Below are 25,251 nucleotides of genomic sequence, written 5' to 3'. Positions count from 1 at the left end.
TTGGCCTGTGGCGTCGCAACGAGTCGAGGCCATCAGGTATGAAAATGTATGAGACGCCTCGGCGTCGTGCGACTAGGTTGCTGAAGAAAGAGCGGAGTGAACTACCCAGGCGACGGCGTCATGCAATGTAAGATAATTCTTACACAAGAGGGTAAAATGGGTCGGATCGATGCCGCTCACGGTCATGGGCGTTCAGCCAGCCGGACGGTATCGCCAGGCGATGACGAGGGAAGCAATGAGCGGTCGTGACACCCGTGTTCGGAAATGGCTGGCCGGTCGCTGGCGGCAGGTCAGGGCCGGGTGGTGCGCCCTCTGCGAGCGTGCCTCCCGGGACGACGCCGATCGCCTGCGTCGCCAGTACCTGGAGAGCGAGCAGCGCTTCCGGGCGCTGCTGGAGAGCCTGCCCAGGGTCGCCGTGCAGGGCTACGATCGCCACCGTCGGGTGATCTACTGGAACGATGCCAGCACCCGGCTCTACGGCTATGCCCCCGACGAGGTCCAGGGCCGGCTGCTCGAGGAGCTGATCATCCCGGACGCCATGCGCGAGCCCGTGATTCGGGCCCACCATGCCTGGGTGGAGCAGGGTGTCGAGATTCCCGCCGAGGAACTCGAGCTCCAGCACAAGAGCGGCGAGCGGGTGCCGGTCTTCTCCCATCACGTGATGCTCAACGAGCACACCGACGACCCCCTGATGTTCTGCATCGACGTGGACCTCTCGGACCAGAAGCGCGCCCATCGCGAACTGGACTTCGCCACACGCTTCGATGCCCTGACGCACCTGCCCAATCGCCAGACCTTCGAGGCCCAGCTCGACGAGCTCCTGGCCCACTGTCGCAGCCAGGACACCGTCCTGGCACTGCTCTATCTGGACATCGATCGCTTCGTGGAGATCAACGACGCCCTCGGCTACGAGCAGGGCGATCGCCTGCTGGTCGAGCTGAGCCGCCGCCTGCATCGCATCAAGGGCGGCGCCGATCCGATGGCGCGTCTCTCCGGCGACGAGTTCGTGATCGCCTTCCCGGGCGTGCGCCGCGAGGAGGTCGCGGTGCAGCTGGTGCAGAAGGTGCAGCAGGCCCTGCGCGCCCCCTTCGTGGTGGGCGGCGTGCGTCGCCAGGTCACGGCCTGCCTCGGGATCAGCTGCTATCCGGATAACGGCGCGTCGGCGCGGGAGCTGGTGCGCCATGCCGACGTGGCCAAGAATCGGGCCAAGCTCGACGGCCGCGGCAGCGTCTGGTTCTTCGATCAGCGGCTCCACGACGAGCTGCTGCACCAGCATCGTCTCGTCGAGCGCCTGGAGTGGGCGCTCGAGCGTGACGAGCTCGCCCTGCACTATCAGCCCCTGGTGTCGGTCGAGAGCGGGCGCATAGAGCATCTCGAGGCACTGCTGCGCTGGCAGTCGGCGGAGGGTGCGCCCATCTCGCCCACCGAGTTCATTCCCCTGGCCGAGCAGTCCGACCTGATCCATCGCCTCGGCGACTGGGTCATGGAAACCGCCTGTCGCCAGCGGGCCCGGTGGCGAGACCTCGGCCTGCCGATCGGGCGCATCGACATCAACCTCTCCGGGCGACAGGTGAGCCGCCCCGATCTCGTCGAGCGCTTCGAGGCGTGCCTGGCCCGTCACGGCCTGGGCGCGGGGCATATCGGCATCGAGCTCACCGAGCACGTGCTGATCGAGGCCGACGAACGCATCCTCGAGGGGCTGCGCCGGCTGCATCGCCAGGGCTATCACATCGCCATCGACGATTTCGGTACCGGCTATTCGTCGCTGAGCTACCTCAAGCACTTCCCGGTCAAGGCGCTGAAGATCGATCGCGCCTTCGTGCGGGACGCGCCGGAACTCTCCGACGATCGGGCCATCCTGGAGGCCGCGGTCTTCATCGGCCATCGGCTGGGGCTCGAGGTGGTGGCCGAGGGGGTCGAGACGCACGAGCAGCTGGCGCTGATCCAGGCGTTGCGCTGCGAGTGGGTGCAGGGCTTCCATTTCTTCCACCCCATGTCCGCCGCGGACATCGAGCGCCTGCTGGCCGGACGGGGGGCAGGGGAGGAGGGGAACTCGGGCTGAGCCCGGCGCCGCCATGGCGTAGAATGCGTCACCCCGACAGACCCCGGAGTCCGTGTGAATTCCCTCGACGCATCCCGTTCCTCCCTAGGCCTCACCCTGTGGCGCCAGACCTGGCCCATGGCGATCGGCGTGCTGGCGCTGCTCGGCTTCCAGCTGGTCGACAGCGCCTTCATCGCTCGCCTCGGCACGGCGCCGCTGGCCGCCCAGTCCTTCACCTTCCCGCTCTCCTTCCTGGTCATCGGCATCCAGGTGGGCATGGGCATCGCCATCGCGGCATTGATCTCACGGGCCCTCGGCGCGGGAGAAGCGGCGCGGGCCCGCCGGCTGGGCAGCCTGGTGCTGCTGGTCGGCACCGTCACCATCGCGCTCCTCGCCCTGCTGCTGTGGGCCGTCCAGGCGCCGCTCTTCGGCCTGCTGGGCGCCGACGCGGCGTCCCGGGCGCTGATTCGCGACTACTGGGGCCCCCAGCTGGTGGCCGCCTGGCTCGGGGCGGTGCTCTACTTCGGCTACAGCCTGTTCCGGGCCCACGGCGACACCTGGCTGCCGGGCAAGATGATGGTGATCACGAGCCTGCTGAACCTGCTGCTGGACCCGCTGCTGATCTTCGGGATCGGGCCCTGGGCGGGGCTGGGCCTGCCGGGCGCCGCCTGGGCCACCACCATCGCCTTCGCCATCGGCCTTGCGCTGCTGGCCCAGCGCCTGCGAGACAAGGCGTGGCTCGCCGTCGAGGGGCTGGCCGCGGAGCTTGGGCGCTCGCTCGCGCCCTTCCTCGGTATCGCCGGCCCGGCGATGATCAGCCAGCTGATGCCGCCCCTTGCCGCGATGCTGGCGATCTCGGTGGTGGCCTCCCTGGGCGAGCCCCAGGTGGCGGCCTGGGGACTGGCCAGCCGCCTGGAGACCCTGTCGCTGATGGTGGTGCTGGCCATGACGATGTCGTTGCCCCCCTGGCTCGGGCGCTGCTACGGGGCGGGCGACTGGGCGCAGGTGCATCGGCTGATGCGCCTGGCGCTGAGGGTGGTGGTGGCCTGGCAGCTGTCGCTGGGGGTGATCATGGCGCTGGCCTCCCCCTGGCTCGCCCTCGCGCTCTCCGGCAACCCCGAGGTGCGAGACGACCTGGCGATCCTGATCCGTTTCCTGCTGCCAAGCTATGCGGCGCTGGGGGTCTGCATGATCGTGGTCTCGGCCGGCAACGCCCTGGGCTGGCCACTGCGGGCCATGCTGATGTCGGGGGCGCGGCTCTTCCTCTTCTACCTGCCGTGCCTGTGGCTCGGGGCCTGGCTCGGCGACCTGGTGGGCCTGGCGGTGGGGGCGGCCATCGGCAATCTGCTGGCGGGCCTGGCGGCCTGGCAGGTGCTGAGACGGATCCTGGCGAGCCCGCGCCGCCAGCCCGCCGAAGCCTCCTAGAGGAATCCTCTGAAAAATTGTCTACAAAAATGCTTTCCTATTGTTTGTAAGAGAAAAAACGTTCCTTTCGTGCGTGAATGGTGGATGATTTGGGCAAATTCACTGGAAGTGTATCCCTATACTGCGTGGCTCGATGATCTCACCACCCGGCAGAAGGGGAAGCGCATGAAGGTACTGATTCTCGGCAGCGGCGTCGTCGGCGTCACCAGCGCCTATTACCTGGCTCGGCAGGGCCACGAGGTCACGGTGGTGGATCGCCAGCCGTCGCCGGCGCTGGAAACCAGCTACGGTAACGCTGGCCAGGTCTCCTTCGGCTTCTCCTCGCCCTGGGCGGCGCCGGGCATTCCCCAGAAGGCCGTCAAGTGGATGTTCCAGGAGCATGCGCCGCTCAAGATCCAGCCCAAGATGGACCCGAGCATGGCGCGCTTCATGATGCAGATGCTCGGCAACTGCGATCCCGAGCGCTACATGGTCAACAAGGAGCGCATGGTGCGCGTGGCCGAGCACAGCCGCGCCTGCATCGATGCCCTGCGCGACGAGACCGGCATCCGCTACGAGGATCGCCAGCGCGGCCTGATGCAGCTGTTTCGCCACGAGAGCCAGGTCGAGGCGGTGGCCAAGGACATGCGGGTCCTGGAGCAGTGCGGCGTGCGTCACAAGCTGCTGGGCGCCGACGAGATCGCCGGGGTCGAGCCGGCGCTTGGCCGGGTGCCGGGCAAGTTCGTCGGCGGGCTGCACCTGCCCGACGACCAGACCGGCGACTGCTACCTCTTCACCAATCGCCTGGCCGACTACTGCCGCGAGCGGCTGGGCGTCGAGTTCCGCTTCAACGTCGAGATCCAGCGCCTCAAGCGCAGCGCCGGGCGCATCGAGAGCGTGGTGACCAGCGAGGGCGAGCTGACCGCCGACGCCTACGTGGTCTGCCTGGGCAGCTACTCGCCGTTCCTGGTCAAGGACATGGACATCCGGTTGCCGATCTACCCGGTCAAGGGCTACAGCCTGACCGTCCCGGTCACCGACGACGGCGGCGCCCCCCAGTCCACGGTGATGGACGAGACCTTCAAGGTGGCGATCTCGCGCTTCGATGACCGCATCCGGGTGGGCGGCACCGCCGAGCTCGCCTCCTATGACCTGAGCCTGCTGGAGAAGCGCCGGGCCACCATCGCCATGGTGGTGCGCGACGTCTTCCCCGAGGGGGGGGACGTGGGCCGCGCGGAGTTCTGGACCGGGCTGCGCCCCATGACCCCGGACTCCACGCCGATCATCGGCGCCACCCGGGTCGACAACCTGTGGCTCAACACCGGCCACGGCACCCTGGGCTGGACCATGAGCTGCGGCAGCGCCCAGCTGCTGGCCGACCTGATGAGCGGCAAGTCGCCGGCCATCGATCCCCGCGGCCTGGACGTCTCGCGCTACGCGGCGTGATCGTCCCGCCGTAACGCACGACGCCCGGGCCATTGGCCCGGGCGTCGTCGCTTGGGGGAGGGCCGGGATCAGTTGACCGCGGCGATCGCCTTGGCGAGGTAGGGCAGGTTCTCGTGGGAGAAGCCGGCCACGTTGGCGCGACCGGAGCGCACCATGTAGATGCCGAACTCGTCACGCAGGCGGTCGACCTGGTCCGGCGTCAGGCCGGTGTAGGAGAACATGCCGCGCTGCTCGGCGACGCAGGCGTACTTCTGGTCCAGGCCGTAGGGCTTGAGAGCCTCGACGAAGTCGCGACGCAGGGTGTTGATGCGATCGCGCATCTCGGTGAGCTCCTCGCGCCACACGGCGGCCAGCTCGGCCGAGTGCAGGATCTCGCTGACGATGGCGCCGCCATGGGCCGGCGGGTTGGAGTAGTTCTCGCGGGCGACGATGGCCACCTGGGAGCGCACGTTCTCCATCTGCTCGGCATCCTTCGCCACCAGGATCAGGCAGCCGGTGCGCTCGCAGTAGATGCCGAAGTTCTTGGAGCAGGAGCTGGTGATGATCACCTCGTCGAGGTTCTCGGCCAGCAGGCGCACCCCGTAGGCGTCCTCGTCGAGGCCCTCGCCGAAGCCCTGGTAGGCGAAGTCGATCAGCGGCAGCAGGTTGCGCTCGCGGACCACTTCCAGCACCTGCTGCCACTGGTCCTGGGAGAGGTCGAAACCGGTGGGGTTGTGGCAGCAGGCGTGCAGCAGCACCACGTCGCCCTGCGGAATCTGCTTGAGCGCGCCGAGCATGCCGTCGAAGTCCAGGCGGTTCTCGGCGTCGACGTAGGGGTACTTGTGCAGGGTCAGGCCGGCGGCCGGGAAGATGCCCAAGTGGTTCGGCCAGGTCGGGTCGCTGACCCAGATGTCCTTGCCGGGCAGCTGCTTGGCGATGAAGTCCGCCGCCAGGCGCAGGGCGCCGGTGCCGCCGGGGGACTGGGTGGCGCTGGCGCGACCGGCCTCGAGCACCGGCGAGCCCTCGCCCAGCACCAGAGGCAGCACCGCCTGGCCATACGCCGGCGCACCGTGCGAGCCGATGTAGGTCTTGGTGGTCTCGTTCTTGAGCAGCAGGGCCTCGGCTTCCTTCACGGCGCGCATCACCGGGGTGTTGCCCTGGTCGTCCTTGTAGACGCCCACGCCGAGATCGACCTTCTGGGGATTGGTGTCCTTCTTGAAGGCCTCGATCAGACCGAGGATGGCGTCCCCGGGAACCCGCTCAATTTTCTCGAACATTTACGTCGCTACCTCGTCAGTTCTGGCGGCAAGAATGAAATCGTTCTTGTGCAGGCCCTTCATCTCGTGCGACCACCAGGTCACGGTGACCTTGCCCCATTCGGTCAACAGGGCCGGGTGATGGCCGGCCTGTTCGGCGATCTCGCCGACGCGATTGGTGAACTCGAGGGCCTGCTGGAAGTCGCGAAACGTGAAGCTTCGCTCGAGCTTCATGATGCCATCGCGCTCGACGATCCGCCACTCGGGGATCTCGGCGTGGTAGCGCTCGATCTCGGCCTGGGTCACCTGGGGAGCGTCCGCGCGACAGGCCTCGCACGTCTGTTCGGAAAGCTGGCTCATGGTCTCCTCCTGGTCGTCGACAGGGCTCGGCGCGTCGGCGCGCCGACCTCTGCCGAGAAAGGTCGTGCAGCGGCGCCGCCTCGTCAAGCCGATGCCGGGCCCGGCCTCGCGCCGGGCATCGTCGCTGCGCCGCCCTCCGGCATGCGCGGGTCAGGCCGCAGGTGGCGGCGTGGCCATCCCGGCGGCGACCCGCTCGCGCACCTCGCCGTAGGGCACGCCCTCGAGGGCGGCGAAGCCGGGCAGCTGGCGCGCCTTCAGCGGCGTGAAGAGCGGGGTGGCGATCCCGCAGAGAAAGCGTGTCAGCAGGTCCGGCGTGGCGGGGTGGCCCTCGCCGGCCTGGCCGAGTCGCTCGAGGAAGGGGGCGCACAGCGCGTCGAGGTCCTGTGGCGCCGGCGGCGCGGCCTTGGCGGCGGCGGGCAGCTTCGCCACCTGGCCACGGCAGGCCGAGCAGTGGCCGCAGCGCGCCGGTGCCCGGGCATCGCCGAACCAGTCGGCCAGGCGCCGGCTGAGGCAGCCGTCGCTCTCGAAGAGGGCCAGCATGGCCTCGAGTCGCGCGATCTCGGCGCGCTCCTTGTCGCGGAAATAGCGGGTCAGCTCCTCGGTGAGCGCCGCCGGGTCGGCCTCGCGGTCGAGCACCTCGTAGACCTCGGTCATCTGCTTGCTCTCGAGCGTCATCCAGCCCTTCTCGACGAAGTACTCCAGGGCGGTGATGACGCGTCCGCGCCGGGTATCGAGCCCGCGCTCGGCGCCCAGCGCCTCGAGGGCGGCGAAGTCGAGAGTGTACCAGGTGCGCGCCCGGGAGGCGGCATCGAGAATCGCCTGGACGAAGGCGCGGCGCTCCTCCTGGAAGCGGGCCACCAGCGTCTCCGGCTCCTCCGTCAGCCGGAAGCGGTAGTCGGCGAAGTAGCTGTAGCGCGGGGCGATGATGCCGCGCAGCTCGAGCTGTACCAGCAGGGTCTTGAGCGGCAGGGGGCGAATATTGCTGTGTCGCGACAGGGCGTTGAGCATCAGCTCCCATTCGCCTCCGGCGGCCTGCAGGGTGTCGATCACGCGCCGGATGCCGTGCTGCTCCGGCGTGTCGCCATAGACGAAGTTCTCCAGCACCTCGAGGTGGTCGCGCCCGGCCAGCATCAGGCAGCGCGAGGGCCGCCCATCCCGGCCGGCACGGCCGATCTCCTGGCTGTAGTTCTCGATGGACTTCGGCAAATCGAAGTGCACGACGTTGCGGATGTCGGCCTTGTCGATGCCCATGCCGAAGGCGATGGTGGCGACGATGCAGGGCGTCTGTCCCGCCATGAAGTCCCGCTGGATGGTGTCGCGTCGCTCGGCGTCGAGTCCCGCGTGGTAGGCCGTGGCGGGCAGGCCGACCTTCTGGAGGTAGGCGGCCAGGCGCTCGGCGGTCTGCTGCAGGGTGACGTAGACGATGGTGGGCTCGGGCGGGCCCGGCGTGAATTTCGGTCGCAGCCACTCCACCAGCCGGCGCGGGCGCTCATCGGCGGGCACCGGCGAGACCTCGAGGTCGAGGTTGGCGCGATAGAAGCCGGTGCCGGTGACGTCCTCCGGGGCGATGTCGAAGCGGTCGCGCATGTCGTCGATGACCCGCGGCGTGGCCGTGGCGGTGAGCAGCAGCACCTGCGGGATGTCGAACTCCCGGCGATAGGCGGGCAGCTTGAGGTAGTCCGGCCGGAAGTTGTGGCCCCATTCTGAGATGCAGTGCGCCTCGTCGACCACCATCAGCGAGATCGGCACGCGGCGGATGAAGGCCCGGAAGCGCTCGTTCTTGAGGCGCTCGACGGAGACCATCAGGATGCGGATGTCGCCGCGCTTGACGCCCTCCATCACCGCCGCCGCCTCCTCGCGGCTCTGGCCGGAATCGAGGCTGGCGGCGGCGATGCCGTGGCGCGCCAGGAAGGCCAGCTGGTCCTGCATCAGCGCCAGCAGGGGCGAGATCACCAGCGTCAGGTGCGGGAGGTGCAGGGCGGGCAGCTGGTAGCAGAGCGACTTGCCGGAGCCGGTGGGGAAGATGGCCGCCGCCGAGCGGCCGGCCACGATCGCCTCGATCACCGGCCGCTGGCCGGGGCGGAAGTCGTCGTAGCCGAAGACCTGTGCGAGCGTCTGCTGGATCATGGGGCTCTCCCTGCCGGGTCGTTGGAGGTTCACTGGGGATCCGTCCAGTATACCGGTCCCGGGCGACGCGCGTCCGCCGGTCGATGCAGTCACTATACTTCGGGTGTGCCCGTCGCGATCGGCGGGTCGGGGAGGTGGCATGGCCATGACCGAGCATGATCTCGAGATCCAGACCTCCGGGGTCGCCCTGGAGGCCACCCTGCTGATGCCCGAGGCTGCGGTCGGCATCGTGGTGTTCGCCCACGGCAGCGGCAGCAGCCGCTTCAGCGTTCGCAATCGCCGGGTGGCGCGCCACCTGGCCGAGCAGGGGCTGGCGACCCTGCTGTTCGATCTGCTGACGCCGGAGGAGAGCCTGATCGACGAGCGTACCCGGGCGCTGCGCTTCGATATCGCGCTGATCGGGGCGCGCATGAGCGGGGCGGTGGCCTGGGTCGCCGAGGCGCCGCCGTCGCGCCATCTCGGGATCGGCCTGTTCGGCGCCAGCACCGGGGCCGCGGCGGCGCTGATCGCGGCGGCCGATCAGCCCGGGTGGGTGAGGGCGGTGGTGTCCCGCGGCGGACGCCCCGATCTCGCCGGCGAGGCCCTGGCGCGGGTGAGGGCGCCGACCCTGCTGCTGGTCGGCGGGCATGATCCCGAGGTCATTCGGCTCAACGAGCAGGCCATGGCGCGACTCTGCAGTCCTCGGCAGCTGCTGATCGTGCCCGGCGCCAGCCATCTCTTCGAGGAGCCCGGCACCCTGGCGCGGGTCGAGGCCCACGCCGCCCGGTGGTTTCTCGACCACCTGAGGGAGGTCCCGCCCGAGGCCGGCTAGGCGTCGGCCATCACGCGATTGCGCCCGCCGTGCTTGGCGGCATAGAGGCTGTCGTCGACGCGCTGCATGAGGATCTCGCGGGAGTCGCCGACGCGGTGTTCGGCGATCCCGATGCTGATGGTGATCTGGCCGCGCCCGACGCCGAAGTCGTGCTCGGCGATCCGCCGACGCAGCCGCTCCGCCAGCTGCCGGCAGTGCGACTCGGGCGTCAGGGGCAGCAGGACCGCGAACTCCTCGCCGCCGAGGCGCGCCATCAGGTCCTCCTCGCGCAGGATGCCCTGGCAGAGGCTGGCGAGTTCGCGCAGCACCTGGTCGCCCTGCAGGTGGCCCCAGGTATCGTTGATCGACTTGAAGTGGTCGAGATCGAGCATCATCAGCGACAGCGGCAGGCCGTGGCGGTTGCTCAGCGAGAGCTCCTCGTCGAGGCGCGTCATCAGCTTGCGTCGATTGGCCAGGCCGGTGAGGTCGTCGGTGTCCGAGAGCCGTCGCAGGCGGTCCTCCTCGAGCATCTGCTCGCTGATGTCGATCATCAGACCGACCCAGAGGGTGCCGCTGTCGACCTGGCGGGGCTGGGCACGCACGGCGATCCAGTTCATGCGTTCCCCGTTCAGGCGCAGCCGAAAGGTGGTGGCGATGGGGGTCCCCGCGTGCGCCGAGCGTTCGATGATGGCCATCAGCCGCGGATAGTCCGGCTCGGCCAGTCGCTCCAGGGCGGGCTGGGCATTCCGGGCCAGGTCGTGTCGATCGAGACCGTTGAGTCCGGTGGCGCTGCCGGCCAGATAGGGAAAATGCAGGTGGCCTCGCGGTGAACGGTGCAGCTGGAAGATGACGCCGGGCAGCTGTTCCGTCAGCTCGAAGAGCCACTGTGAGGGTGAGGTTGTCGTACCCAGCAGGACATCGTTGGAGGGCATGCGGGTGTCCTTGTATCCCTGCTGCGCACAGAGAGTCGTTGTCGTCCTGTCCAGCGCAGGGCTGGGATCGATCGCGGGCGCTTGGGGCACGTCGCTTTTTGGTGGTCGGCAGTATGGCGCCTTTATTAGGGTACTGCCTATCCGCCTTGAGGTGTAGGCGATCGCCGACAATAAGGCTTGGTTAATATGCTACGTCGCCGGTTCAGGTCGGGGGCGACCGGGCATCAGCGCGGGGCATCGTAGCGTCGCGCCCGCCCGCGGGAGAACACCACCTGCCAGAGCTGGAGATGGCGGGCGCGGAAGGCGCCGGCACAGACCGACAGGTAGTAGCGGAACATCCGGCGGGTGCGCTCGTTGTAGCGCGGCGCGATCTCGTGCCAGTGGGCGTCGAAATTGGCCAGCCACGCCATCAGCGTCCGGTCATAGTCCGGGCCGAAGTTCTGCCAGTCCTCCATCAGCAGGTGATCCTCGCTCTCGCGCGCGATGTGCATGGCCGAGGGCAGGGTGCCGTTGGGGAAGATATAGCGATTGATCCAGGGATCGGCCGAGATCTCCGAGCGGTTGGCGCCGATGGTGTGCAGCAGGAAGAGCCCGTCCGACGGCATCAGGCGTCGGATGGTCTCGAAATAGGTAGCATAGTTGCGGTGCCCCACGTGCTCGAACATGCCGATGGAGACGATGCGGTCATACTGGCCGTCGAGGTCGCGATAGTCCTGCAGCAGGATCTCCACCGGCAGCTCGGCGCAGCGCTCCCGGGCCAGCGCCGCCTGCTCCCGGGAGATGGTGATGCCGGTGACCGACACGCCGTGATGCCGCGCGGCGTGCTCGGCGAAGCTGCCCCAGCCGCAGCCGATATCGAGGACCCTCATGCCCGGCTTCAGGTCGAGCTTTTGACATGCCAGCTCGAGCTTGGCCCGCTGGGCGGCGGCGAGATCCTCGGCCTCCTTCCAGTAGCCGCAGGAGTAGCACATGGTCTCATCGAGCATGCGCTCGAAGAGGTCGTTGCCCAGGTCGTAGTGCGCCTCGCCGACCATGTAGGCGCGGGTCCGGCTCTGCAGGTTGCGAAAGCCCGACTGCAGCCGGTACATGAGCTTTTCCGACGGCGTGCGCGCGTGCTGCCCCAGGCCGTGCAGCAGCATGAGGTGGGCCATCTGGTCGATGCGCTCGCACTCCCACCAGCCCTCCATGTAGGTCTCGCCGAGGCCCAGGGTGCCCTGGTGCAGGATGCGCGAGAAGACGTCGGGGTGGAGCACGCGAATGTCCTGGGGCGCCTCGCCGTTCAGGGTGACGCCCGATCCCGCCAGCAGGCGTTCGACGATGCGCCTGGATCGGGTGTCGGGCAGGGCGATCGGGCCGATAGGGGTGTCACTGGTCATGATGCCCTCCTGGTCGCGTGCCGGCTGACAGGCTGACGAACGCGGCGAGGCCGCGCCAATGCCACTTAGCCACCAGCATAGACCAGCGAGCCGGCGCCGTGTGCCAGACGCGACGACGACGCGGTGTCGCCGCTTCGCCGCCGCTGGGGGGAAAAGGCAGCATGATCGGCCGTGCATCTGCCCAATCACGCTAAAATCCGTCACAATAGGCGGCTGGTGGCGATGCCTCGCGGTGTCGGAAAGAACCCCGGTGATCCTGGTGTGATATGACAACGAACGCACAACCCCGAACCCAGTGGCTCGGCCGCTGGGGCTTCATCCTGGCGGCGACCGGCTCCGCCGTGGGCCTCGGCAACATCTGGAAGTTTCCCTACATCACCGGCGAGTTCGGCGGTGGTGCCTTCGTGCTGGTCTACCTGGCCTGCATCCTCGCCGTGGGCGTGCCGGTGATGATGACCGAGATCGCCCTGGGGCGTCGCGGCCGCGGCAGCCCCGTGGACGCGCTGCGCCGCGTCATCGCCGAGTCGGGCCGCGGCTCGGCCTGGTCGCTGCTCGGCTGGATGGCCATGCTGTGCGGCTTTCTGATCCTGTCGTTCTACGTGGTGGTGGCCGGCTGGTCCTTCGCCTACCTCTGGAAGATGCTGACCGGCGGTCTCGCGGGCTCGAGCGTCGACGAGATGGCGGCGATCTTCGCGGCCAACAACGCAAGCCCCCTGAACCTCGGCTTCTGGAGCACCCTGGTCACGGTGGCCACCATGGTGATCGTCGGCAAGGGCGTGCAGGCCGGTATCGAGAAGAGCGTCAGCTGGATGATGCCCGGCATGGTGCTGATGCTGCTGCTGCTGATCGGCTACGGGGTGTTCTCCGGCGGCTTTCCCGCGGCGGTCGACTTCCTGTTCTCCTTCGACGCCGGCCGCCTCTCCAGCGAGGGCATGCTGGCCGCCCTCGGCCACGCCTTCTTCACCCTGTCACTGGCCTCCGGGGCGATCCTCACCTACGGCAGCTACCTGCCCGCGACCACCTCGATCGCCCGCACCACGCTCTCCGTGGCGCTGGCCGATACCGTGGTGGCGCTGATGGCGGGACTGGCGATCTTCCCGGTGATCTTCGCCAACGGCATGAGTCCGAGCAGCGGCCCCGGCCTGATCTTCATGAGCCTGCCGCTGGCCTTCCAGGCGATCCCTATGGGTACCCTGTTCGGTGTCCTGTTCTTCGTGATGCTCTCCATGGCCGCGCTGACCTCGTCGATCTCCATGGTCGAGGCCACGGTCTCCTGGCTGACCGACAACAAGGGCATCTCGCGGCGCAGCGCCTCCTGGGGTACCGGCCTCGTGCTGTGGCTGATCAGCACCCTGGCGATGCTCTCCTTCAACGTCGGGGCCGACTGGACCCTGGCCGGCAAGCACTTCTTCGACTGGCTCGACTACCTGACCTCGCGCTGGATGATGCCGCTGGGCGGGCTCGGCATGGTGATGCTGGCCGGGTTCGTGCTGAAGAGCGAGACCTTCCGCGAGGAGCTCGGCCTGTCGCCGGCCTGCCATGCGCTCTGGCTGTTCATGGTGCGCTACGTCAGCCCGCTGGGGATCCTGATGATCTTCGTCGACGCCCTGGGCATCACCCGCGTCGAGTTCGGCCTGCACTGGCCCTGGCTGCTGGCGATCCTCGTGGCTGCGACCCTGGTCGGTGAACTCGCCAGCCCGCGCCTGAGGCGCATGCTCTGCTCCTGAGCCCGCCGCGTCGCGCCTTGCCCCATCGCCTCCGCCCCGTGCGGGGGCGATGTCGTTTCGGGCGGGCCGCCACCCATGAAACCAGCGGTTATAGCCTTGTGCCGAGGGAGTCGTGGTATCCGGGGCGACTGTTAATTACCATAACGAATAAATCGTCATTCATGATCGAGGTTATTGGAATATGAGAACCGGTTCCGTGCACGCGGCGGGGCGCGACGAGGCGGCGATGGGGCTGCCGCCGGGCTCGGCCTTCCCTCAGGGCTGTGTCAGCCTGGTCGGGGCCGGCCCGGGCGATCCGGAACTGCTCACCCTCAAGGCGTGGCGGCGCCTCCAGGCCGCCGAGGTGATCCTCCACGACCGGCTGGTCAGCGACGAGATCCTGGCGCTGGCGAGGCCCGAGGCCCTTCGCCTCTACGTCGGCAAGGAGCGCTCGCGGCACAGCGTGCCCCAGGACGGCATCAACCAGGCCCTGGTCGACTGGGCCCTGGCGGGCAGGCGGGTGGTGCGCCTCAAGGGCGGCGATCCCTTCATCTTCGGGCGCGGCGGGGAGGAGCTCGAGACGCTGGTCGAGGCGGGGATCATGGTGGAGGTGGTGCCCGGCATCACCGCGGCCTCGGGCTGTGCGGCCTACGCCGGCATCCCGCTGACCCACCGCGATCATGCCCAGTCGGTGCGCTTCGTCACCGGCCATCTGCGCAACGGCAGCAGCGACCTGGACTGGCCGACGCTGGCGGGCCCCGGCCAGACCCTGGTGTTCTACATGGGGCTGGGCAGCCTTGCGCTGATCGGCGAGCAGCTGTGCCGCCACGGCCTGGACCCCGAGACCCCGGTGGCGCTGATCGAGCAGGGCACCACGTCACGCCAGCGGGTGCACGTCGGCACCCTCCGGGCATTGCCGCCGACAGGCGAAGTGGTTACTATCCGACCGCCGACGCTGATCGTCGTCGGCGGTGTCGTGACACTCCACGACCGGCTGGCCTGGTTCGACCGGGCCCAGGCCAACAGCGCGGGTTGGCTGCAGGGCAAGCACCCGTCCACGTCGACCCTCGATCAAGGCGCCTGATCGCTCCCAGTGGGCCTTGGCGCGATCTGCTATGTCATAGGTGACTTCATGGATATTCGCTCCCGATCGATTCTGACCGCCTGCGTGGCGGTGTGGCTGATGTTCGGCCACGTTGCGATGAGTCAAGCCCACCAGACAGAGGCCAGGACCCAGGAGGGCATCGCCTCCTTCTACAGCGACCGCTTCCAGGGCCGTACCACGGCCAGCGGCGAGCCCTTCGACCAGCAGGCCCTCACGGCCGCCCATCCTACCCTGCCGTTCGGTACCCGGGTCACGGTGACCCGGGAGGACAACGGCCGCGAGGTCGAGGTGCTGATCAACGATCGCGGCCCCTATGCCAAGGGCCGCATCATCGATCTCTCCAAGCGCGCCGCCAAGGCGCTCGGCATGCTCAAGCGCGGCACCGTGCCGGTCGAGATCTCCTACGTTCGCTGAGCCGAGGGCCCGGCTCAGCGACGCTCCCGGCGCAGGAATTCGCGTCGCCAGCGCGTCAACAGCGCCTCGCGCTTGAGGTCGTCCAGGGTCGCCAGCAGCCCGGGACCGAGGGCGATGGGGCGCAGCGCCTCGCCGAGTCGCCGTCGTAGGGCGGCCGCCGTGCCCGGCCCCTCGAGCGCGGGATGAAGGGCGCCCAGCGGCGTCTCTCGCGCCAGTACCGACTGCCCCCTCTCGCCGAGCAGGAAGTCGACGAACCGCCGGGCCGCCGCCGGATGGGGGGCCTGGCGGGGTATCAGCGCCAGGCGCTGGGTGACCAGGGTGTAGTCCTCGGGCACCACGATCCTGAGCTGCGGCTGGTCGGCCAGGCGCTCCCGGGCGTAGCTGCCCAGCAGGTTGTAGCCCACCAGGTAGCGCCCCTCGATCAATCCCTCCAGCATCTCCCCGGTGGTCCCCGCCAGGGCGGCCTCGGCCTCGCCCAGCGCCGCCACCAGCTCCCAGTAGCGCGGCGAGAGCCGCGACTCCTCGATGGCATAGGTGTAGCCCGCCCCGCTGATCGCCGGGTCGTAGGTCACCACCCGGCCGCGCAGCGTCTCGTCCCGGCGTTCCAGCAGCGCCAGCAGGTCGGCGTGGCTGCGTACCTCCCCGAAGCGCGCGATGATCGCCTCGTTCACCACCATCACGATGGGCTCGAAGGTCACGGCGAAGAGCTCGCTGCGCCAGCGGGCCCAGGCCGGCCAGCGCCTAGCCGCGGGCGTCTCGAGCGGCTGGGCCCAGCCGTCGTTGGCCAGGCGGTACTGCCAGGGCATGGCCGAGGAGATCAGCACGTCGGCCTCGGCGGGCGCGCCGAGGAAGCGCTCGTGCAGGGCCAGGGTGGAGAGGTTGCGGTAGTGGATCGCGAACTGGGGATGGTCGCGATGGAAGGCGTCCAGCAGCGGTCGCACCTGGGGCAGGTCCAGGGCGCCGTGGATCACCAGCGGCGAGGCGGCGTCGCCACCGGCCGTGGCGGGGTAGTGCAGGCTCGGGGCGGCGTGCACGGCGCGGCTGGCGAGCGCCAGCGGTACCGCGAGCAGCAGCGCGAGCAGCCAGCATCCGGCGCAGCGGATCGGCGACGTCCTCGTGGGGCCTCGGCGGGTCATGGGGTCTCTCCGGGAAAGCGCAGCGTCACGCGCAGCCCGACGCCACCGGCGCCCTCGGACATCGCCAGGTGTGCGCCGTGGGTGCGGGCGATGCCGTCGACGATGGCGAGTCCCAGCCCGGAGCCCTCCAGGTCGTCGCGATCGCGATGGAAGGGGCGCAGCATCAAGGTGCGCCGCGCCACGGGAATGCCCGGGCCGTCGTCCTCGACGGCCAGGCTCGGCGGCGCCTCGCCGACCCGGATCGTGACGTGGCGCGCCCCGTAGCGACAGGCGTTGTCGATCAGGTTGCCGAGCGCCTCGGCGAGCTGCCAGTCGATGCCCCGGATCTCGACGTCGGCCGCGGCGCTCGCCACGCCGAGGTCGACCCCCGACCGGTGGCAGCTCGACCAGTGCTCGCGCACCGCTTCCCGGGCGAGGACGTTGAGCGACAGCGGGGCGAGCTCGGGGCGATATTCGGGGTTGGCCAGCCGGGTCAGCGACAGCAGCTGCATCGCCAGTCGCGCGGTGCGGGTGCTGGTGGCCTGCATGGCGACCAGGGCCTCCCGCCAGCGGGCCGGATCTTCCTGGCGCAGGGCGAGCTCGGCCCGGGCCGAGAGCCCCGCCAGCGGCGTGCGCAGCTGGTGGGAGGCGTCGCCGATGAAGCGCTCCTGGTTGGCGCGCACCCGGCGCATCCGGGCCAGCAGGTCGTTGACGGTATCGCGCAGCTCGGCGAGCTCGCGGGGCAGGCGCAGCTCTAGCGGGGCGAGGGTGCGCGGATCGCGACTTCGGATTGCGCGGCGCAGGCGGGTCAGCGGGGCCAGGGCGGTGCGGATCGACAGCAGCAGCGCGACGATCGCCAGCGCCGCCATGGCGAGGATCATCGCCAGGTTGGCCCGCCACAGCTCGGCGGCCAGGGCGTCGCGCCCCTCGCGGCTGTGGGCGACGCGTACCTCGAAGGGCTCGCGCAGCTGCCACTCCTCGAGACGCGTGCGCCGCACCCCCTGGCGCAGCGACAGACCCTGCCAGGCGATGTCGCGATAGAGCAGGGTGTCGTCGTCCGACGGCGCCTCGCGGGCATCTCCCGGCAGCTCGGCGTTGCCGGTGATCAGCCGGCCGCGATGGTCGACCAGGCTGTAGAACACCCGCTCCTCGGCGTCGGTGGCCAGCATCTCCAGCGCCGCCGGCGGCAGGTCGAGCCACAGGCGGTCGTCCTGCCACTGCACCTGCTCGGCGATGGCCAGGGAGGCGGCCTCGAGCAGGCGGTCGAAGGCGCGGTCGGCGGTGCGTCGCGCCTCGAACCAGGCCTGCAGCAGCATCAGGCTGCCCAGCACCAGCAGCGGCACCAGCAGCCAGGCCAGCAGGCGGCGCGAGAGGCTGTCGCCGCGCGTCACTCGGCCTCCAGCAGGTAGCCCAGGCCGCGCACCGTGCGCAGGGCCACGGCGCTGTCGGCCAGGCGCTTGCGCAGCCGGTGGACGTAGACCTCGATGGCGTTGTCGCCCATGGCGTCGCCCTGGAAGGCGTCCTCGGCGAGTTGGACCTTGTCCACCGGGGTGCCGGCATGGCGCATCAGGCACGCCAGCAGGCGCTGCTCCCGGGGCGGCAGGGTGAGCGGCGCGCCCTGGAGGGTGAAGCGCTGCTGTTGAGTGTCGAGGGTGAGGGGGCCCACGGTCAGCGTTGCCGCGGGGCTGCGACGCCGGAGCAGGGCGCGCACGCGCGCCTCCAGCTCGTCCAGGGCGAAGGGCTTGGCCAGGTAGTCGTCGGCGCCCAGGTCGAGGCCGCGTACCCGGTCCTCCACGGCGCCGCGGGCGGTGAGGATCAGGACCGGGGTGGCGCGGTCATGGGCGCGCAGGGCCTCGAGCACCTCGAGGCCGCTGCAGCCCGGCAGGTTGAGGTCGAGCAGCACCAGCGCGACGCCGTGGTCGGGCGTGGCCAGCCGCTCACGCGCCGCGCGGCCGTCATCGAGGTGGCAGACCTCGTGGCCCTCCAGGCGCAGGGTCTCGGCCAGGGTCTCGGCGAGCAGGGCGTCGTCCTCCACCAGCAGCAGCGTCATGATCCCGTCTCCTGTGCGTCCTGTCCCGGCCCGGCCGACAGCGTCGCCGCGGCGGCCTCCAGCGCGGCCCTGGCGCGCGTCGTGTCGAGGCGCCCGGCCGGGCCCGAGAGGGCCAGCCAGCGCGGCGGCTCGAGGGCGTCGCCGGGCAGCGGCTGGCAGACCATGGCGCCGCCGGGCAGCGCCGGGCGCGGGTCCCGGTCATCGCTGACCGCCCAGCGGTCGCCCGGGTGCAGGTCGTGGCGCAGGGCGCTCTCGGGCAGCGTGACCAGGCGACACTCCGCTACGCCGTCCTCCACCTCGAGCAGGGTCGCGGTCTCGCCGGACTCGGCCGCCAGGCGGGCGAGCAGCGGCTGGATGCGTCTCGCCAGCTGCCGGCCGGGCAGGTGGCGGCGTGCCAGGCGCACCGGGGCGTGGCCGAGGTGCCAGCGGCCGTGGGCGTCGCGCTGCACATAGTCGAAGCGGGAGAGCGAGCCCAGCAGGCGCAGCAGGGTGCTCTTGTAGAAGCCGGTGGCCTGGGCGAGCTCCGCCAGGCTGAAGTGCTCCTGCGGGGAGTCGAAGGCCTCGAGCACCGTCAGTGCGCGCTCCACCGCCTCGACGCGGTCCTGTGCCATGGGGGTTCGAGCCTCTCTGCAGTGAATGAGCCCGCGGGCTCCCTGTCTCGAGCGTCGCTCAGGCCTCTCGAGGGCGTGCCGCACCGCCCCTTGAACTTTGGTCGCAATCCGGCATCGCGGCGTTGACGCCCTCGGCGGGCGCGCCTAACTTTCCATCCTGAGGAACGATGTTCTGCCTTACAGAATTGTAAGGAAAGCCGACAGGTTCCGCAAGCCGACCATCACACAACGACTTCACAAGCCCGATGTCAGGAGGCACGCCCGCCATGAACCTCAAGCGCCCCGTCCAGCTGGTCGCGATCAGCATGCTCGCCACCACCGCCGTCACCGCCTTCGCCTTCGAGCCCGAGGGCAAGGTGGAGTGCCTGGCCCCCGCCGACCCGGGCGGCGGCTGGGACTTCACCTGCCGCAGCGTCGGCCAGGTCCTGCAGGACCTCGAGCTGGTGCCCGGCAACGTCCAGACCATCAACATGGCCGGCGCCGGCGGCGGGGTCGCCTATGCGCACACCGTCAGCAAGCGCGCCGGCGACGAGCAGCTGCTGGTGGCGGCCTCCACGGCGACCACCACCCGCCTGGCCCAGGGCCAGTTTCCGGGCATGACCGCCGACATGGTCAACTGGATCGGCGCGCTGGGCGCGGACTACGGCGTGATCGCCGTGGCCGACGACTCCGAGTACGACGACCTGCCCGAGCTCATGGAGGCCCTCGCTGAGGACCCGCGCAGCGTCAAGTTCGCCGGCGGCAGCGCCAAGGGCGGCTGGGATCACCTCAAGGTGCTGATCGCCGCCCAGGCGGCGGGCGTCGAGAACCTGCCGCGCATCGCCTACCTATCCTACAACAACGGCGGCGAGGCCATGACCCAGGTGGTCGGCGGCCATGTCGACGCCTTCACCGGCGACATCTCCGAGGCCCAGGGCTTCATGGAGTCCGGCGACCTGCGCGTGCTGGCCGTGCTCGCCGAGGAGCGCCTGCCCGGCGAGTTCGGTGACATCCCCACCGCCCGCGAGCAGGGCATCGACGCCCTCGGCCCCAACTGGCGCGGCTTCTACATGCCCGCCGACATCTCCGAGGACGCCAAGCAGTACTGGGTGGACGCCATGGACACCATCTACGCCAGCCAGGAGTGGCAGGACGTGATGACCAACAACGGCCTGATGCCCTTCCACATGAGCGCCGGCGAGTTCGAGACCTTCGTCACCGACCAGATCGATGACATCGAGCAGCTCTCCAAGGACATCGGACTGATTCAGTAATGACCTTCAACGACCGCATCTTCGGAGTGCTGATGATCGTCCTGGCCGTCGCGTACGGCTGGGGCGCCACGCAACTCCCCGAACCCTTCGGCGGCAGCGAGGCCGTGGGTCCCGAGACCTTCCCGCTGCTGCTCTCCGTGGTGCTGGCGCTCTCCAGCCTCTACCTGATCGTCAGGCCCGACCCCGATAACGCCTGGCCCTGGAGCCGCACCGGCATCGAGCTGATCATCGCGGTGGTGGTGCTGGTGCTCTACGCCATGCTGCTGCAGCCGCTCGGCTTCATCCTCAGCACGGCCCTGGCCGTCGGCACCCTGTGCTGGCGCATGGGGTCGCGGCCGCCGCGCGCCTACCTCGTCGGGGCGATCTCCGGCCTGGTGGTCTACCTGGTGTTCAACTTCGCCCTGGACCTCGCGCTGCCGCTGGGCCTGCTCTCGTTTCTGGAGGTGAGCTGATGGAGACCCTCGGCTATCTGATCGACGGCTTCGGCGTCGCCCTGGCGCCCCATAACCTGATGTTCGCCCTGATGGGCGCTTTCCTGGGCACCTTGATCGGCGCGCTGCCGGGGCTGGGGCCGGCCAACGGGGTGGCGATCCTGATCCCGCTGGCCTTCACCCTGGGGCTCGCCCCCGAGACCGCGCTGATCATGCTCACCGCGGTCTACGCCGGCGCCATGTACGGCGGGCGCATCTCGTCGATCCTGCTCAACATCCCCGGCGACGAGCCGGCCATGATGACCTGCCTCGACGGCTACCCCATGGCCCAGCAGGGCAAGGCGGCCGAGGCGCTGGCGATCTCGGCGGTGGCCTCGTTCATCGGCAGCCTGGTCGCCACCATCGGGCTGATCCTGCTGGCGCCGATCCTCGCCGACTTCGCCCTGACCTTCGGGCCGGCGGAGTACTTCGCGCTCTTCCTGCTGGCCTTCGCCACCCTGGGCGGCATCACCGGCAAGAACCCGATGAAGACCGTGGTGGCCGCGGCCATCGGCCTGATGATCGCCACCGTGGGCATCGACAACACCGGCGTGCAGCGCTTCACCTTCGGCACGCTGGAGCTCTACGAGGGGGTGGACTTCATCATCGCCATCGTCGGGCTGTTCGCCATCTCGGAGCTGCTGTTCTTCATCGAGGAGCGCGCCGGCGGCGGCAAGGAGAAGATGGTCGTCAACAAGCTCAAGCTCTCCTGGGCCGACATCCGCGCCATCCTGCCCTCGAGCCTGCGCGGCGGCGTGCTGGGCTTCATCGCCGGGGTCCTGCCGGGGGCCGGGGCGTCGCTCGGCAGCTTCATCGGCTACACCCTCGAGAAGAAGGTCGTGGGCAAGAAGGGCTACTTCGGCGAGGGCGACCCGCGCGGCGTGGCCGGCCCCGAGGCGGGCAACAACGGCGCCTCCTCCGGCGCGCTGGTGCCGATGCTGACCCTGGGCGTGCCGGGCAGCGGCACCACGGCGGTGCTGCTGGCGCTGTTGATCTCGCTCAACATCACGCCGGGCCCGCTGATGTTCACCCAGAACGCCGACATCGTCTGGGGAGTGATCGCGGCGCTGCTGATCGGCAACTTCCTGCTGCTGGTGCTCAACATCCCGCTGGTCGGCATCTTCGTCAGGCTGCTCTCGGTGCCGCCGATGTACCTGCTGCCGGTCGTCACCATGATCGCCTTCGTGGGCATCTACTCGATCAGCAACACCACCTTCGACCTCTACTTCATGGTCGCCTTCGGGGTGGGGGGCTACGTGCTGCGCAAGCTCGAGATCCCGCTGGTGCCGGTCATCCTCGGCCTGCTGCTGGGGCCGGAGATGGAGAAGAACCTGCGTCACGCCATGGACATCTCCGACGGCGACTGGACCATCCTGTGGGACAGCGGCCTGGCCATCGGCCTGTGGGTGTTCGCCGGCCTCGGGCTGATCCTGCCCTACATCGTCGGCCCGCTCCTGCGCCGGCGCATGAAGGTGACCGCCGGGACGGGGAACCCGGAGGGCGACTGAGCCCACCGCCACCTCCTGCACGTCCCACGGGGGCGCCGGCCTGGCCGGCGCCCCCGTGTCGTCTGTGGCCGCCGCGCGCCGCGATGGTGCGTTGCACCACGGGGGCGGGCGATGGTGGGGCGCCGCGGCTGGCGTCCGGGCTTCGACGGCCCGCGACGGCGCCCGCTGCGCCTCGTTGAGCATCTGCCAATTGACTGATTCGCGGAGCGAATCTCGCCACTCCGTCGAACTGGCACACCCCTTGCGATGACAGGCCAGAGGCATCGTGTGCGATGTCCTCCTGCGCTGGACAGACCGACAACAACATCGCCCGCAAGGAGTTCCCATGATCCCGTCATCCGCTTCCCGTTCCCCCCGCTGGCTGGCCGCGTCCCTCCTGAGCCTGGGGGTGGCCGCCCCCGCCCTGGCCCAGGAGGACCCGATCAAGGTCGGCATCCTGCACTCGCTCTCCGGCACCATGGCCATCAGCGAGACGGTGCTCAAGGAGACCGTCGAGATGCTCATCGCGCAGCAGAACGCCGAGGGCGGCCTGCTGGGGCGCCAGCTGGAGGCCGTGGTGGTGGACCCGGCCTCCGACTGGCCGCTGTTCGCCGAGAAGGCCCGCGAGCTGCTCGCCCAGCAGGAGGTCGACGTGATCTTCGGCAACTGGACCTCAGTGTCGCGCAAGTCGGTGCTGCCGGTGGTCGAGGAGCTCAACGGCCTACTCTTCTATCCGGTGCAGTACGAGGGTGAGGAGTCCTCCGAGAACGTCTTCTACACCGGGGCGGCGCCCAACCAGCAGGCGATCCCCGCGGTGGACTACCTGATGAACGAGGTGGGCGTCGAGCGCTGGGTGCTGGCCGGCACCGACTACGTCTATCCGCGCACCACCAACAAGATCCTCGAGGCCTATCTCAAGGGTCACGGCGTGGGGGAGGCGGACATCATGATCAACTACACCCCCTTCGGCCATTCCGACTGGCAGAACATCGTCTCCGAGATCAAGGCGTTCGGCAGCGAGGGCAAGAAGACCGCAGTGGTCTCGACCATCAACGGCGACGCCAACGTGCCCTTCTACCGGGAGCTGGGCAACCAGGGCCTCGACGCCGCCGACATCCCGGTGGTGGCCTTCTCGGTGGGCGAGCAGGAGCTCACCGGCATCGACACCGCGCCGCTGGTCGGCCATCTCGCCGCCTGGAACTACTTCATGAGCGTCGACACCGATGCCAACTACGACTTCATCGACGCCTGGATCGAGTACACCGGCGACGACATGGCGGTGACCAACGATCCCATGGAAGCCCACTACATCGGCTTCCACATGTGGGCCGAGGCGGTGCGCAAGGCCGGTACCACCGAGGTCGATGCGGTCAAGGAGGCCATCATCGGCGTCAGCGTCCCCAACCTCACCGGCGGCTACGCGGCGATGATGCCCAACCACCACATCACCAAGCCGGTGCTGATCGGCGAGATCCAGGACAACGGCCAGTTCTCCATCGTCTGGGAGACCCCCTCCACCGTGGCCGGGGACGCCTGGTCCGACTACCTGGAAGGCTCCAAGGACCTGATCAGCGACTGGCGCGCCCCGATGTCCTGCGGCAACTACAACGTCGTGACGGGGAGCTGCGGTGGCGGCGAGGCCGAGGTGGCCTCGGCTGAGTAAGCCACTCCCCGGGCCGCGTCCGCGGCCCGGGCTTTTCCCCCTTACCGACAGGACATGGTCATGAGGATGATCCGCTCCCTCGTGCGAGCGCTGTTCTGCCTGGTCGTCGTCGCGCTTGCCGCGCCGGCGGCCCTGGCCGCTGCCGACGACGACGGCCAGGCGCGGCTCGAGGCCCTCGACACCCGCGCCTACGCCGACAAGGGCGAGGCCATCGAGGCGCTCGCCGCCAGCGGCGACCCGCGCACCCGGCGCTGGCTCGAGGCGCTGATGGACGGCAAGCTGCAGCGTCACAAGGAGACCGGGCGCTTCGTCGTGGTGCTCGAGAACCGCGGCCGGCACTGGCCGGTGGCCGATGCCCTGACCGGCGAGGCACTCGGCGAGATGTCGCGCCGCGAGCTCGACCGCATCGGCATCAACAATGCGCTGCGCGGCCGGCTGCAGAGCACCCTGGCAGTGCTCGACCTGCGGGTGGAGGACGCGGGGGCCCGCCGCGAGGCGGCCCGCGACCTGCTGGGCCGGGTCGACGCGGCCATGGTGGCGCCGCTGGAGGACGTGCTCGAGGCCGAGGGCGACCCCGAGGTCCGCCGCCTGCTGGCCCAGGGGCTGGCGATTCACCGGCTCGAGCGGGGCGAGGCGGCGGCCGTCGAGGCGCTGGCCGGCAGCCTCAACCCCGAGGCCCGGGCGGCCCTCAGCGCCGCCGCGCGCAGCGAGGATCCCGACCTCGCCGAGGCCGCCAGCGGAGCGCTTGCTGACATCGAGCAGAAGCTCAGGCTCAACCGCGGCCTGGAGACCCTCTACTTCGGCCTGTCGCTCGGCTCGGTGCTGGTGCTGGCGGCCATTGGCCTCGCCATCACCTTCGGCGTGATGGGGGTGATCAACATGGCCCACGGCGAGCTGATGATGCTCGGCGCCTACACCACCTGGGCGATGCAGCAGCTGCTGCCCGGCCAGCCCGGGCTGGCGCTGCTGCTGGCGATTCCCGCCGGCTTCCTGGTCGCGGCGCTGGCCGGCGTCGCCATCGAGCGCGGGGTCATTCAGTTCCTCAAGGGCCGCCCGCTGGAGACCCTGCTCGCCACCTTCGGCGTCAGCCTGATCCTCCAGCAGCTGGTGCGCACCGTCATCTCGCCGCTCAATCGTACCGTGGTCACCCCGGAGTGGATGAGCGGCTCGCTGATGATCAACGAAGGGCTGTCGCTGACCCTGAATCGCCTCTACGTGCTGGGCTTCGCGCTGCTGGTCTTTGCCGGCCTGATGTTGGTGATGCGGCGCACCCGGCTGGGTCTGGAGGTGCGGGCGGTGACCCAGAACCGCGCCATGGCGCGCGCCATGGGCATCCGCGCGACCCGGGTCGACATCCTGACCTTCGCGCTCGGCTCCGGCGTGGCGGGGCTCGCCGGCGTGGCGCTCTCCCAGCTCACCAACGTCGGGCCCAACCTCGGCCAGAACTACATCATCGACTCCTTCATGGTGGTGGTCTTCGGCGGAGTCGGGAACCTCTGGGGCACCCTGGTGGCCGGGCTGTCGCTGGGCGTCATCAACCAGGTGCTCGAGCCCTGGGCAGGCGCCGTGCTGGCCAAGATCCTGGTGCTCGTCTTCATCATCCTGTTCATCCAGAAGCGCCCCCGCGGACTCTTTCCGCAGAAGGGCCGGGCGGCGGAGGGCTGAT

At 69.5% G+C, this 25,251-nt stretch carries 21 protein-coding genes; 12 read left to right on the top strand and 9 right to left on the bottom strand.

Annotated elements, in window-relative coordinates; translation table 11 throughout:
* Window positions 1-235: 235 nt before the first annotated feature.
* From C9F13_RS01945 to C9F13_RS01935, 3 genes are all read left to right on the top strand, one after another.
* Window positions 236-2,062, top strand: a complete 1,827-nt coding sequence (locus C9F13_RS01945; protein ID WP_108444553.1) for a putative bifunctional diguanylate cyclase/phosphodiesterase — start codon at window positions 236-238, stop codon at window positions 2,060-2,062.
* A gap of 117 nt (window positions 2,063-2,179) precedes the next feature.
* Window positions 2,180-3,466 carry an MATE family efflux transporter gene (locus C9F13_RS01940; protein ID WP_108444552.1) on the top strand — a complete coding sequence of 429 codons (1,287 nt, stop codon included), beginning with the start codon at window positions 2,180-2,182 and terminating at the stop codon, window positions 3,464-3,466.
* Between the two features lie 165 nt (window positions 3,467-3,631).
* Complete coding sequence (locus C9F13_RS01935; RefSeq protein ID WP_108444551.1) at window positions 3,632-4,891, top strand: D-amino acid dehydrogenase; 1,260 nt, start codon at window positions 3,632-3,634, stop codon at window positions 4,889-4,891.
* A 68-nt stretch (window positions 4,892-4,959) separates the two neighbouring features.
* Here the strand turns inward: C9F13_RS01935 and C9F13_RS01930 are convergent, their stop codons facing one another.
* From C9F13_RS01930 to C9F13_RS01920, 3 genes are all read right to left on the bottom strand, one after another.
* Window positions 4,960-6,147 carry an amino acid aminotransferase gene (locus C9F13_RS01930; protein WP_108444550.1) on the bottom strand — a complete coding sequence of 396 codons (1,188 nt, stop codon included), beginning with the start codon at window positions 6,145-6,147 and terminating at the stop codon, window positions 4,960-4,962.
* The gene (locus tag C9F13_RS01925; RefSeq protein WP_108444549.1) at window positions 6,148-6,486 is read right to left on the bottom strand and encodes a 4a-hydroxytetrahydrobiopterin dehydratase; all 339 of its coding nucleotides are present in this window, start codon (window positions 6,484-6,486) and stop codon (window positions 6,148-6,150) included.
* A 150-nt stretch (window positions 6,487-6,636) separates the two neighbouring features.
* Window positions 6,637-8,613 carry a RecQ family ATP-dependent DNA helicase gene (locus C9F13_RS01920; protein ID WP_108444548.1) on the bottom strand — a complete coding sequence of 659 codons (1,977 nt, stop codon included), beginning with the start codon at window positions 8,611-8,613 and terminating at the stop codon, window positions 6,637-6,639.
* Window positions 8,614-8,758: 145 nt separating this feature from the next.
* On the opposite strand from C9F13_RS01920, the gene C9F13_RS01915 reads away from it, so the two are divergent.
* Complete coding sequence (locus C9F13_RS01915) at window positions 8,759-9,424, top strand: dienelactone hydrolase family protein (protein ID WP_108445315.1); 666 nt, start codon at window positions 8,759-8,761, stop codon at window positions 9,422-9,424.
* On the opposite strand, the gene C9F13_RS01910 is transcribed toward C9F13_RS01915, so the two are convergent.
* Entirely contained in the window at window positions 9,421-10,335 is a 915-nt protein-coding gene (locus C9F13_RS01910) for a GGDEF domain-containing protein (RefSeq protein ID WP_108444547.1), read from the bottom strand. The genes C9F13_RS01915 and C9F13_RS01910 overlap by 4 nt on opposite strands.
* Before the next feature lie 224 nt (window positions 10,336-10,559).
* Window positions 10,560-11,711, bottom strand: coding sequence for a cyclopropane fatty acyl phospholipid synthase (gene cfa / locus C9F13_RS01905; protein ID WP_108444546.1), 1,152 nt, complete (start codon window positions 11,709-11,711; stop codon window positions 10,560-10,562).
* A 266-nt stretch (window positions 11,712-11,977) separates the two neighbouring features.
* Between cfa and C9F13_RS01900 the strand changes: the two genes are divergently transcribed.
* From C9F13_RS01900 to C9F13_RS01890, 3 genes are all read left to right on the top strand, one after another.
* On the top strand, window positions 11,978-13,438 hold the full coding sequence (locus C9F13_RS01900) for a sodium-dependent transporter (RefSeq protein WP_108444545.1): 1,461 nt from the start codon (window positions 11,978-11,980) through the stop codon (window positions 13,436-13,438).
* Window positions 13,439-13,664: 226 nt separating this feature from the next.
* Window positions 13,665-14,501 (top strand): uroporphyrinogen-III C-methyltransferase, encoded by an 837-nt coding sequence (gene cobA / locus C9F13_RS01895; RefSeq protein WP_108444544.1) that lies wholly within the window; start codon window positions 13,665-13,667, stop codon window positions 14,499-14,501.
* A gap of 48 nt (window positions 14,502-14,549) precedes the next feature.
* The gene (locus C9F13_RS01890) at window positions 14,550-14,936 is read left to right on the top strand and encodes a septal ring lytic transglycosylase RlpA family protein (RefSeq protein ID WP_108444543.1); all 387 of its coding nucleotides are present in this window, start codon (window positions 14,550-14,552) and stop codon (window positions 14,934-14,936) included.
* A gap of 14 nt (window positions 14,937-14,950) precedes the next feature.
* Here the strand turns inward: C9F13_RS01890 and C9F13_RS01885 are convergent, their stop codons facing one another.
* From C9F13_RS01885 to C9F13_RS01870, 4 genes are read right to left on the bottom strand one after another with little or no spacing between them, the layout of a single operon-like run.
* Window positions 14,951-16,072 (bottom strand): ABC transporter substrate-binding protein, encoded by a 1,122-nt coding sequence (locus tag C9F13_RS01885; protein WP_108444542.1) that lies wholly within the window; start codon window positions 16,070-16,072, stop codon window positions 14,951-14,953.
* The gene (locus C9F13_RS01880; RefSeq protein ID WP_108444541.1) at window positions 16,069-17,442 is read right to left on the bottom strand and encodes a sensor histidine kinase; all 1,374 of its coding nucleotides are present in this window, start codon (window positions 17,440-17,442) and stop codon (window positions 16,069-16,071) included. The genes C9F13_RS01885 and C9F13_RS01880 overlap by 4 nt, the downstream gene beginning before the upstream one ends.
* Window positions 17,439-18,101 (bottom strand): response regulator transcription factor, encoded by a 663-nt coding sequence (locus C9F13_RS01875; RefSeq protein ID WP_108444540.1) that lies wholly within the window; start codon window positions 18,099-18,101, stop codon window positions 17,439-17,441. Before C9F13_RS01875 ends, C9F13_RS01880 begins: the two co-directional genes overlap by 4 nt.
* Entirely contained in the window at window positions 18,098-18,712 is a 615-nt protein-coding gene (locus C9F13_RS01870) for a helix-turn-helix domain-containing protein (protein WP_108444539.1), read from the bottom strand. Before C9F13_RS01870 ends, C9F13_RS01875 begins: the two co-directional genes overlap by 4 nt.
* 266 nt (window positions 18,713-18,978) lie before the next feature.
* On the opposite strand from C9F13_RS01870, the gene C9F13_RS01865 reads away from it, so the two are divergent.
* The 5 genes from C9F13_RS01865 (at window position 18,979) to urtB (ending at window position 25,250) form a co-directional block, all read left to right on the top strand.
* Window positions 18,979-19,965 (top strand): Bug family tripartite tricarboxylate transporter substrate binding protein, encoded by a 987-nt coding sequence (locus C9F13_RS01865; RefSeq protein ID WP_108444538.1) that lies wholly within the window; start codon window positions 18,979-18,981, stop codon window positions 19,963-19,965.
* The gene (locus C9F13_RS01860) at window positions 19,965-20,417 is read left to right on the top strand and encodes a tripartite tricarboxylate transporter TctB family protein (RefSeq protein ID WP_108444537.1); all 453 of its coding nucleotides are present in this window, start codon (window positions 19,965-19,967) and stop codon (window positions 20,415-20,417) included. Before C9F13_RS01865 ends, C9F13_RS01860 begins: the two co-directional genes overlap by 1 nt.
* Window positions 20,417-21,943: a tripartite tricarboxylate transporter permease gene (locus C9F13_RS01855; RefSeq protein ID WP_108444536.1), complete on the top strand. Its 1,527-nt coding sequence runs from the start codon at window positions 20,417-20,419 to the stop codon at window positions 21,941-21,943. Before C9F13_RS01860 ends, C9F13_RS01855 begins: the two co-directional genes overlap by 1 nt.
* A 325-nt stretch (window positions 21,944-22,268) precedes the next feature.
* A complete protein-coding gene (gene urtA, locus C9F13_RS01850) occupies window positions 22,269-23,585 on the top strand; it encodes an urea ABC transporter substrate-binding protein (protein WP_108444535.1) in 1,317 nt (438 codons plus the stop codon).
* Between the two features lie 60 nt (window positions 23,586-23,645).
* Window positions 23,646-25,250, top strand: a complete 1,605-nt coding sequence (gene urtB / locus C9F13_RS01845; RefSeq protein ID WP_108444534.1) for an urea ABC transporter permease subunit UrtB — start codon at window positions 23,646-23,648, stop codon at window positions 25,248-25,250.
* Window position 25,251: the final 1 nt, after the last annotated feature.

The organism is Halomonas denitrificans (genome assembly GCF_003056305.1).
Lineage (GTDB): Bacteria > Pseudomonadota > Gammaproteobacteria > Pseudomonadales > Halomonadaceae > Halomonas > Halomonas denitrificans.
This window is presented reverse-complemented; position numbering and strand designations above follow the sequence as displayed.

What these genes read in the sequence shown, in the direction of transcription:
- C9F13_RS01945 (WP_108444553.1), top strand. Translation starts at nt 236, where the DNA reads ATGAGCGGTCGTGACACCCGTGTTCGGAAATGGCTGGCCGGTCGCTGG.
- C9F13_RS01940 (WP_108444552.1), top strand. Translation starts at nt 2,180, where the DNA reads ATGGCGATCGGCGTGCTGGCGCTGCTCGGCTTCCAGCTGGTCGACAGC.
- C9F13_RS01935 (WP_108444551.1), top strand. Translation starts at nt 3,632, where the DNA reads ATGAAGGTACTGATTCTCGGCAGCGGCGTCGTCGGCGTCACCAGCGCC.
- C9F13_RS01930 (WP_108444550.1), bottom strand. Translation starts at nt 6,147, where the DNA reads ATGTTCGAGAAAATTGAGCGGGTTCCCGGGGACGCCATCCTCGGTCTG.
- C9F13_RS01925 (WP_108444549.1), bottom strand. Translation starts at nt 6,486, where the DNA reads ATGAGCCAGCTTTCCGAACAGACGTGCGAGGCCTGTCGCGCGGACGCT.
- C9F13_RS01920 (WP_108444548.1), bottom strand. Translation starts at nt 8,613, where the DNA reads ATGATCCAGCAGACGCTCGCACAGGTCTTCGGCTACGACGACTTCCGC.
- C9F13_RS01915 (WP_108445315.1), top strand. Translation starts at nt 8,759, where the DNA reads ATGACCGAGCATGATCTCGAGATCCAGACCTCCGGGGTCGCCCTGGAG.
- C9F13_RS01910 (WP_108444547.1), bottom strand. Translation starts at nt 10,335, where the DNA reads ATGCCCTCCAACGATGTCCTGCTGGGTACGACAACCTCACCCTCACAG.
- cfa (WP_108444546.1), bottom strand. Translation starts at nt 11,711, where the DNA reads ATGACCAGTGACACCCCTATCGGCCCGATCGCCCTGCCCGACACCCGA.
- C9F13_RS01900 (WP_108444545.1), top strand. Translation starts at nt 11,978, where the DNA reads ATGACAACGAACGCACAACCCCGAACCCAGTGGCTCGGCCGCTGGGGC.
- cobA (WP_108444544.1), top strand. Translation starts at nt 13,665, where the DNA reads ATGGGGCTGCCGCCGGGCTCGGCCTTCCCTCAGGGCTGTGTCAGCCTG.
- C9F13_RS01890 (WP_108444543.1), top strand. Translation starts at nt 14,550, where the DNA reads ATGGATATTCGCTCCCGATCGATTCTGACCGCCTGCGTGGCGGTGTGG.
- C9F13_RS01885 (WP_108444542.1), bottom strand. Translation starts at nt 16,072, where the DNA reads ATGACCCGCCGAGGCCCCACGAGGACGTCGCCGATCCGCTGCGCCGGA.
- C9F13_RS01875 (WP_108444540.1), bottom strand. Translation starts at nt 18,101, where the DNA reads ATGACGCTGCTGCTGGTGGAGGACGACGCCCTGCTCGCCGAGACCCTG.
- C9F13_RS01870 (WP_108444539.1), bottom strand. Translation starts at nt 18,712, where the DNA reads ATGGCACAGGACCGCGTCGAGGCGGTGGAGCGCGCACTGACGGTGCTC.
- C9F13_RS01865 (WP_108444538.1), top strand. Translation starts at nt 18,979, where the DNA reads ATGAACCTCAAGCGCCCCGTCCAGCTGGTCGCGATCAGCATGCTCGCC.
- C9F13_RS01860 (WP_108444537.1), top strand. Translation starts at nt 19,965, where the DNA reads ATGACCTTCAACGACCGCATCTTCGGAGTGCTGATGATCGTCCTGGCC.
- C9F13_RS01855 (WP_108444536.1), top strand. Translation starts at nt 20,417, where the DNA reads ATGGAGACCCTCGGCTATCTGATCGACGGCTTCGGCGTCGCCCTGGCG.
- urtA (WP_108444535.1), top strand. Translation starts at nt 22,269, where the DNA reads ATGATCCCGTCATCCGCTTCCCGTTCCCCCCGCTGGCTGGCCGCGTCC.
- urtB (WP_108444534.1), top strand. Translation starts at nt 23,646, where the DNA reads ATGAGGATGATCCGCTCCCTCGTGCGAGCGCTGTTCTGCCTGGTCGTC.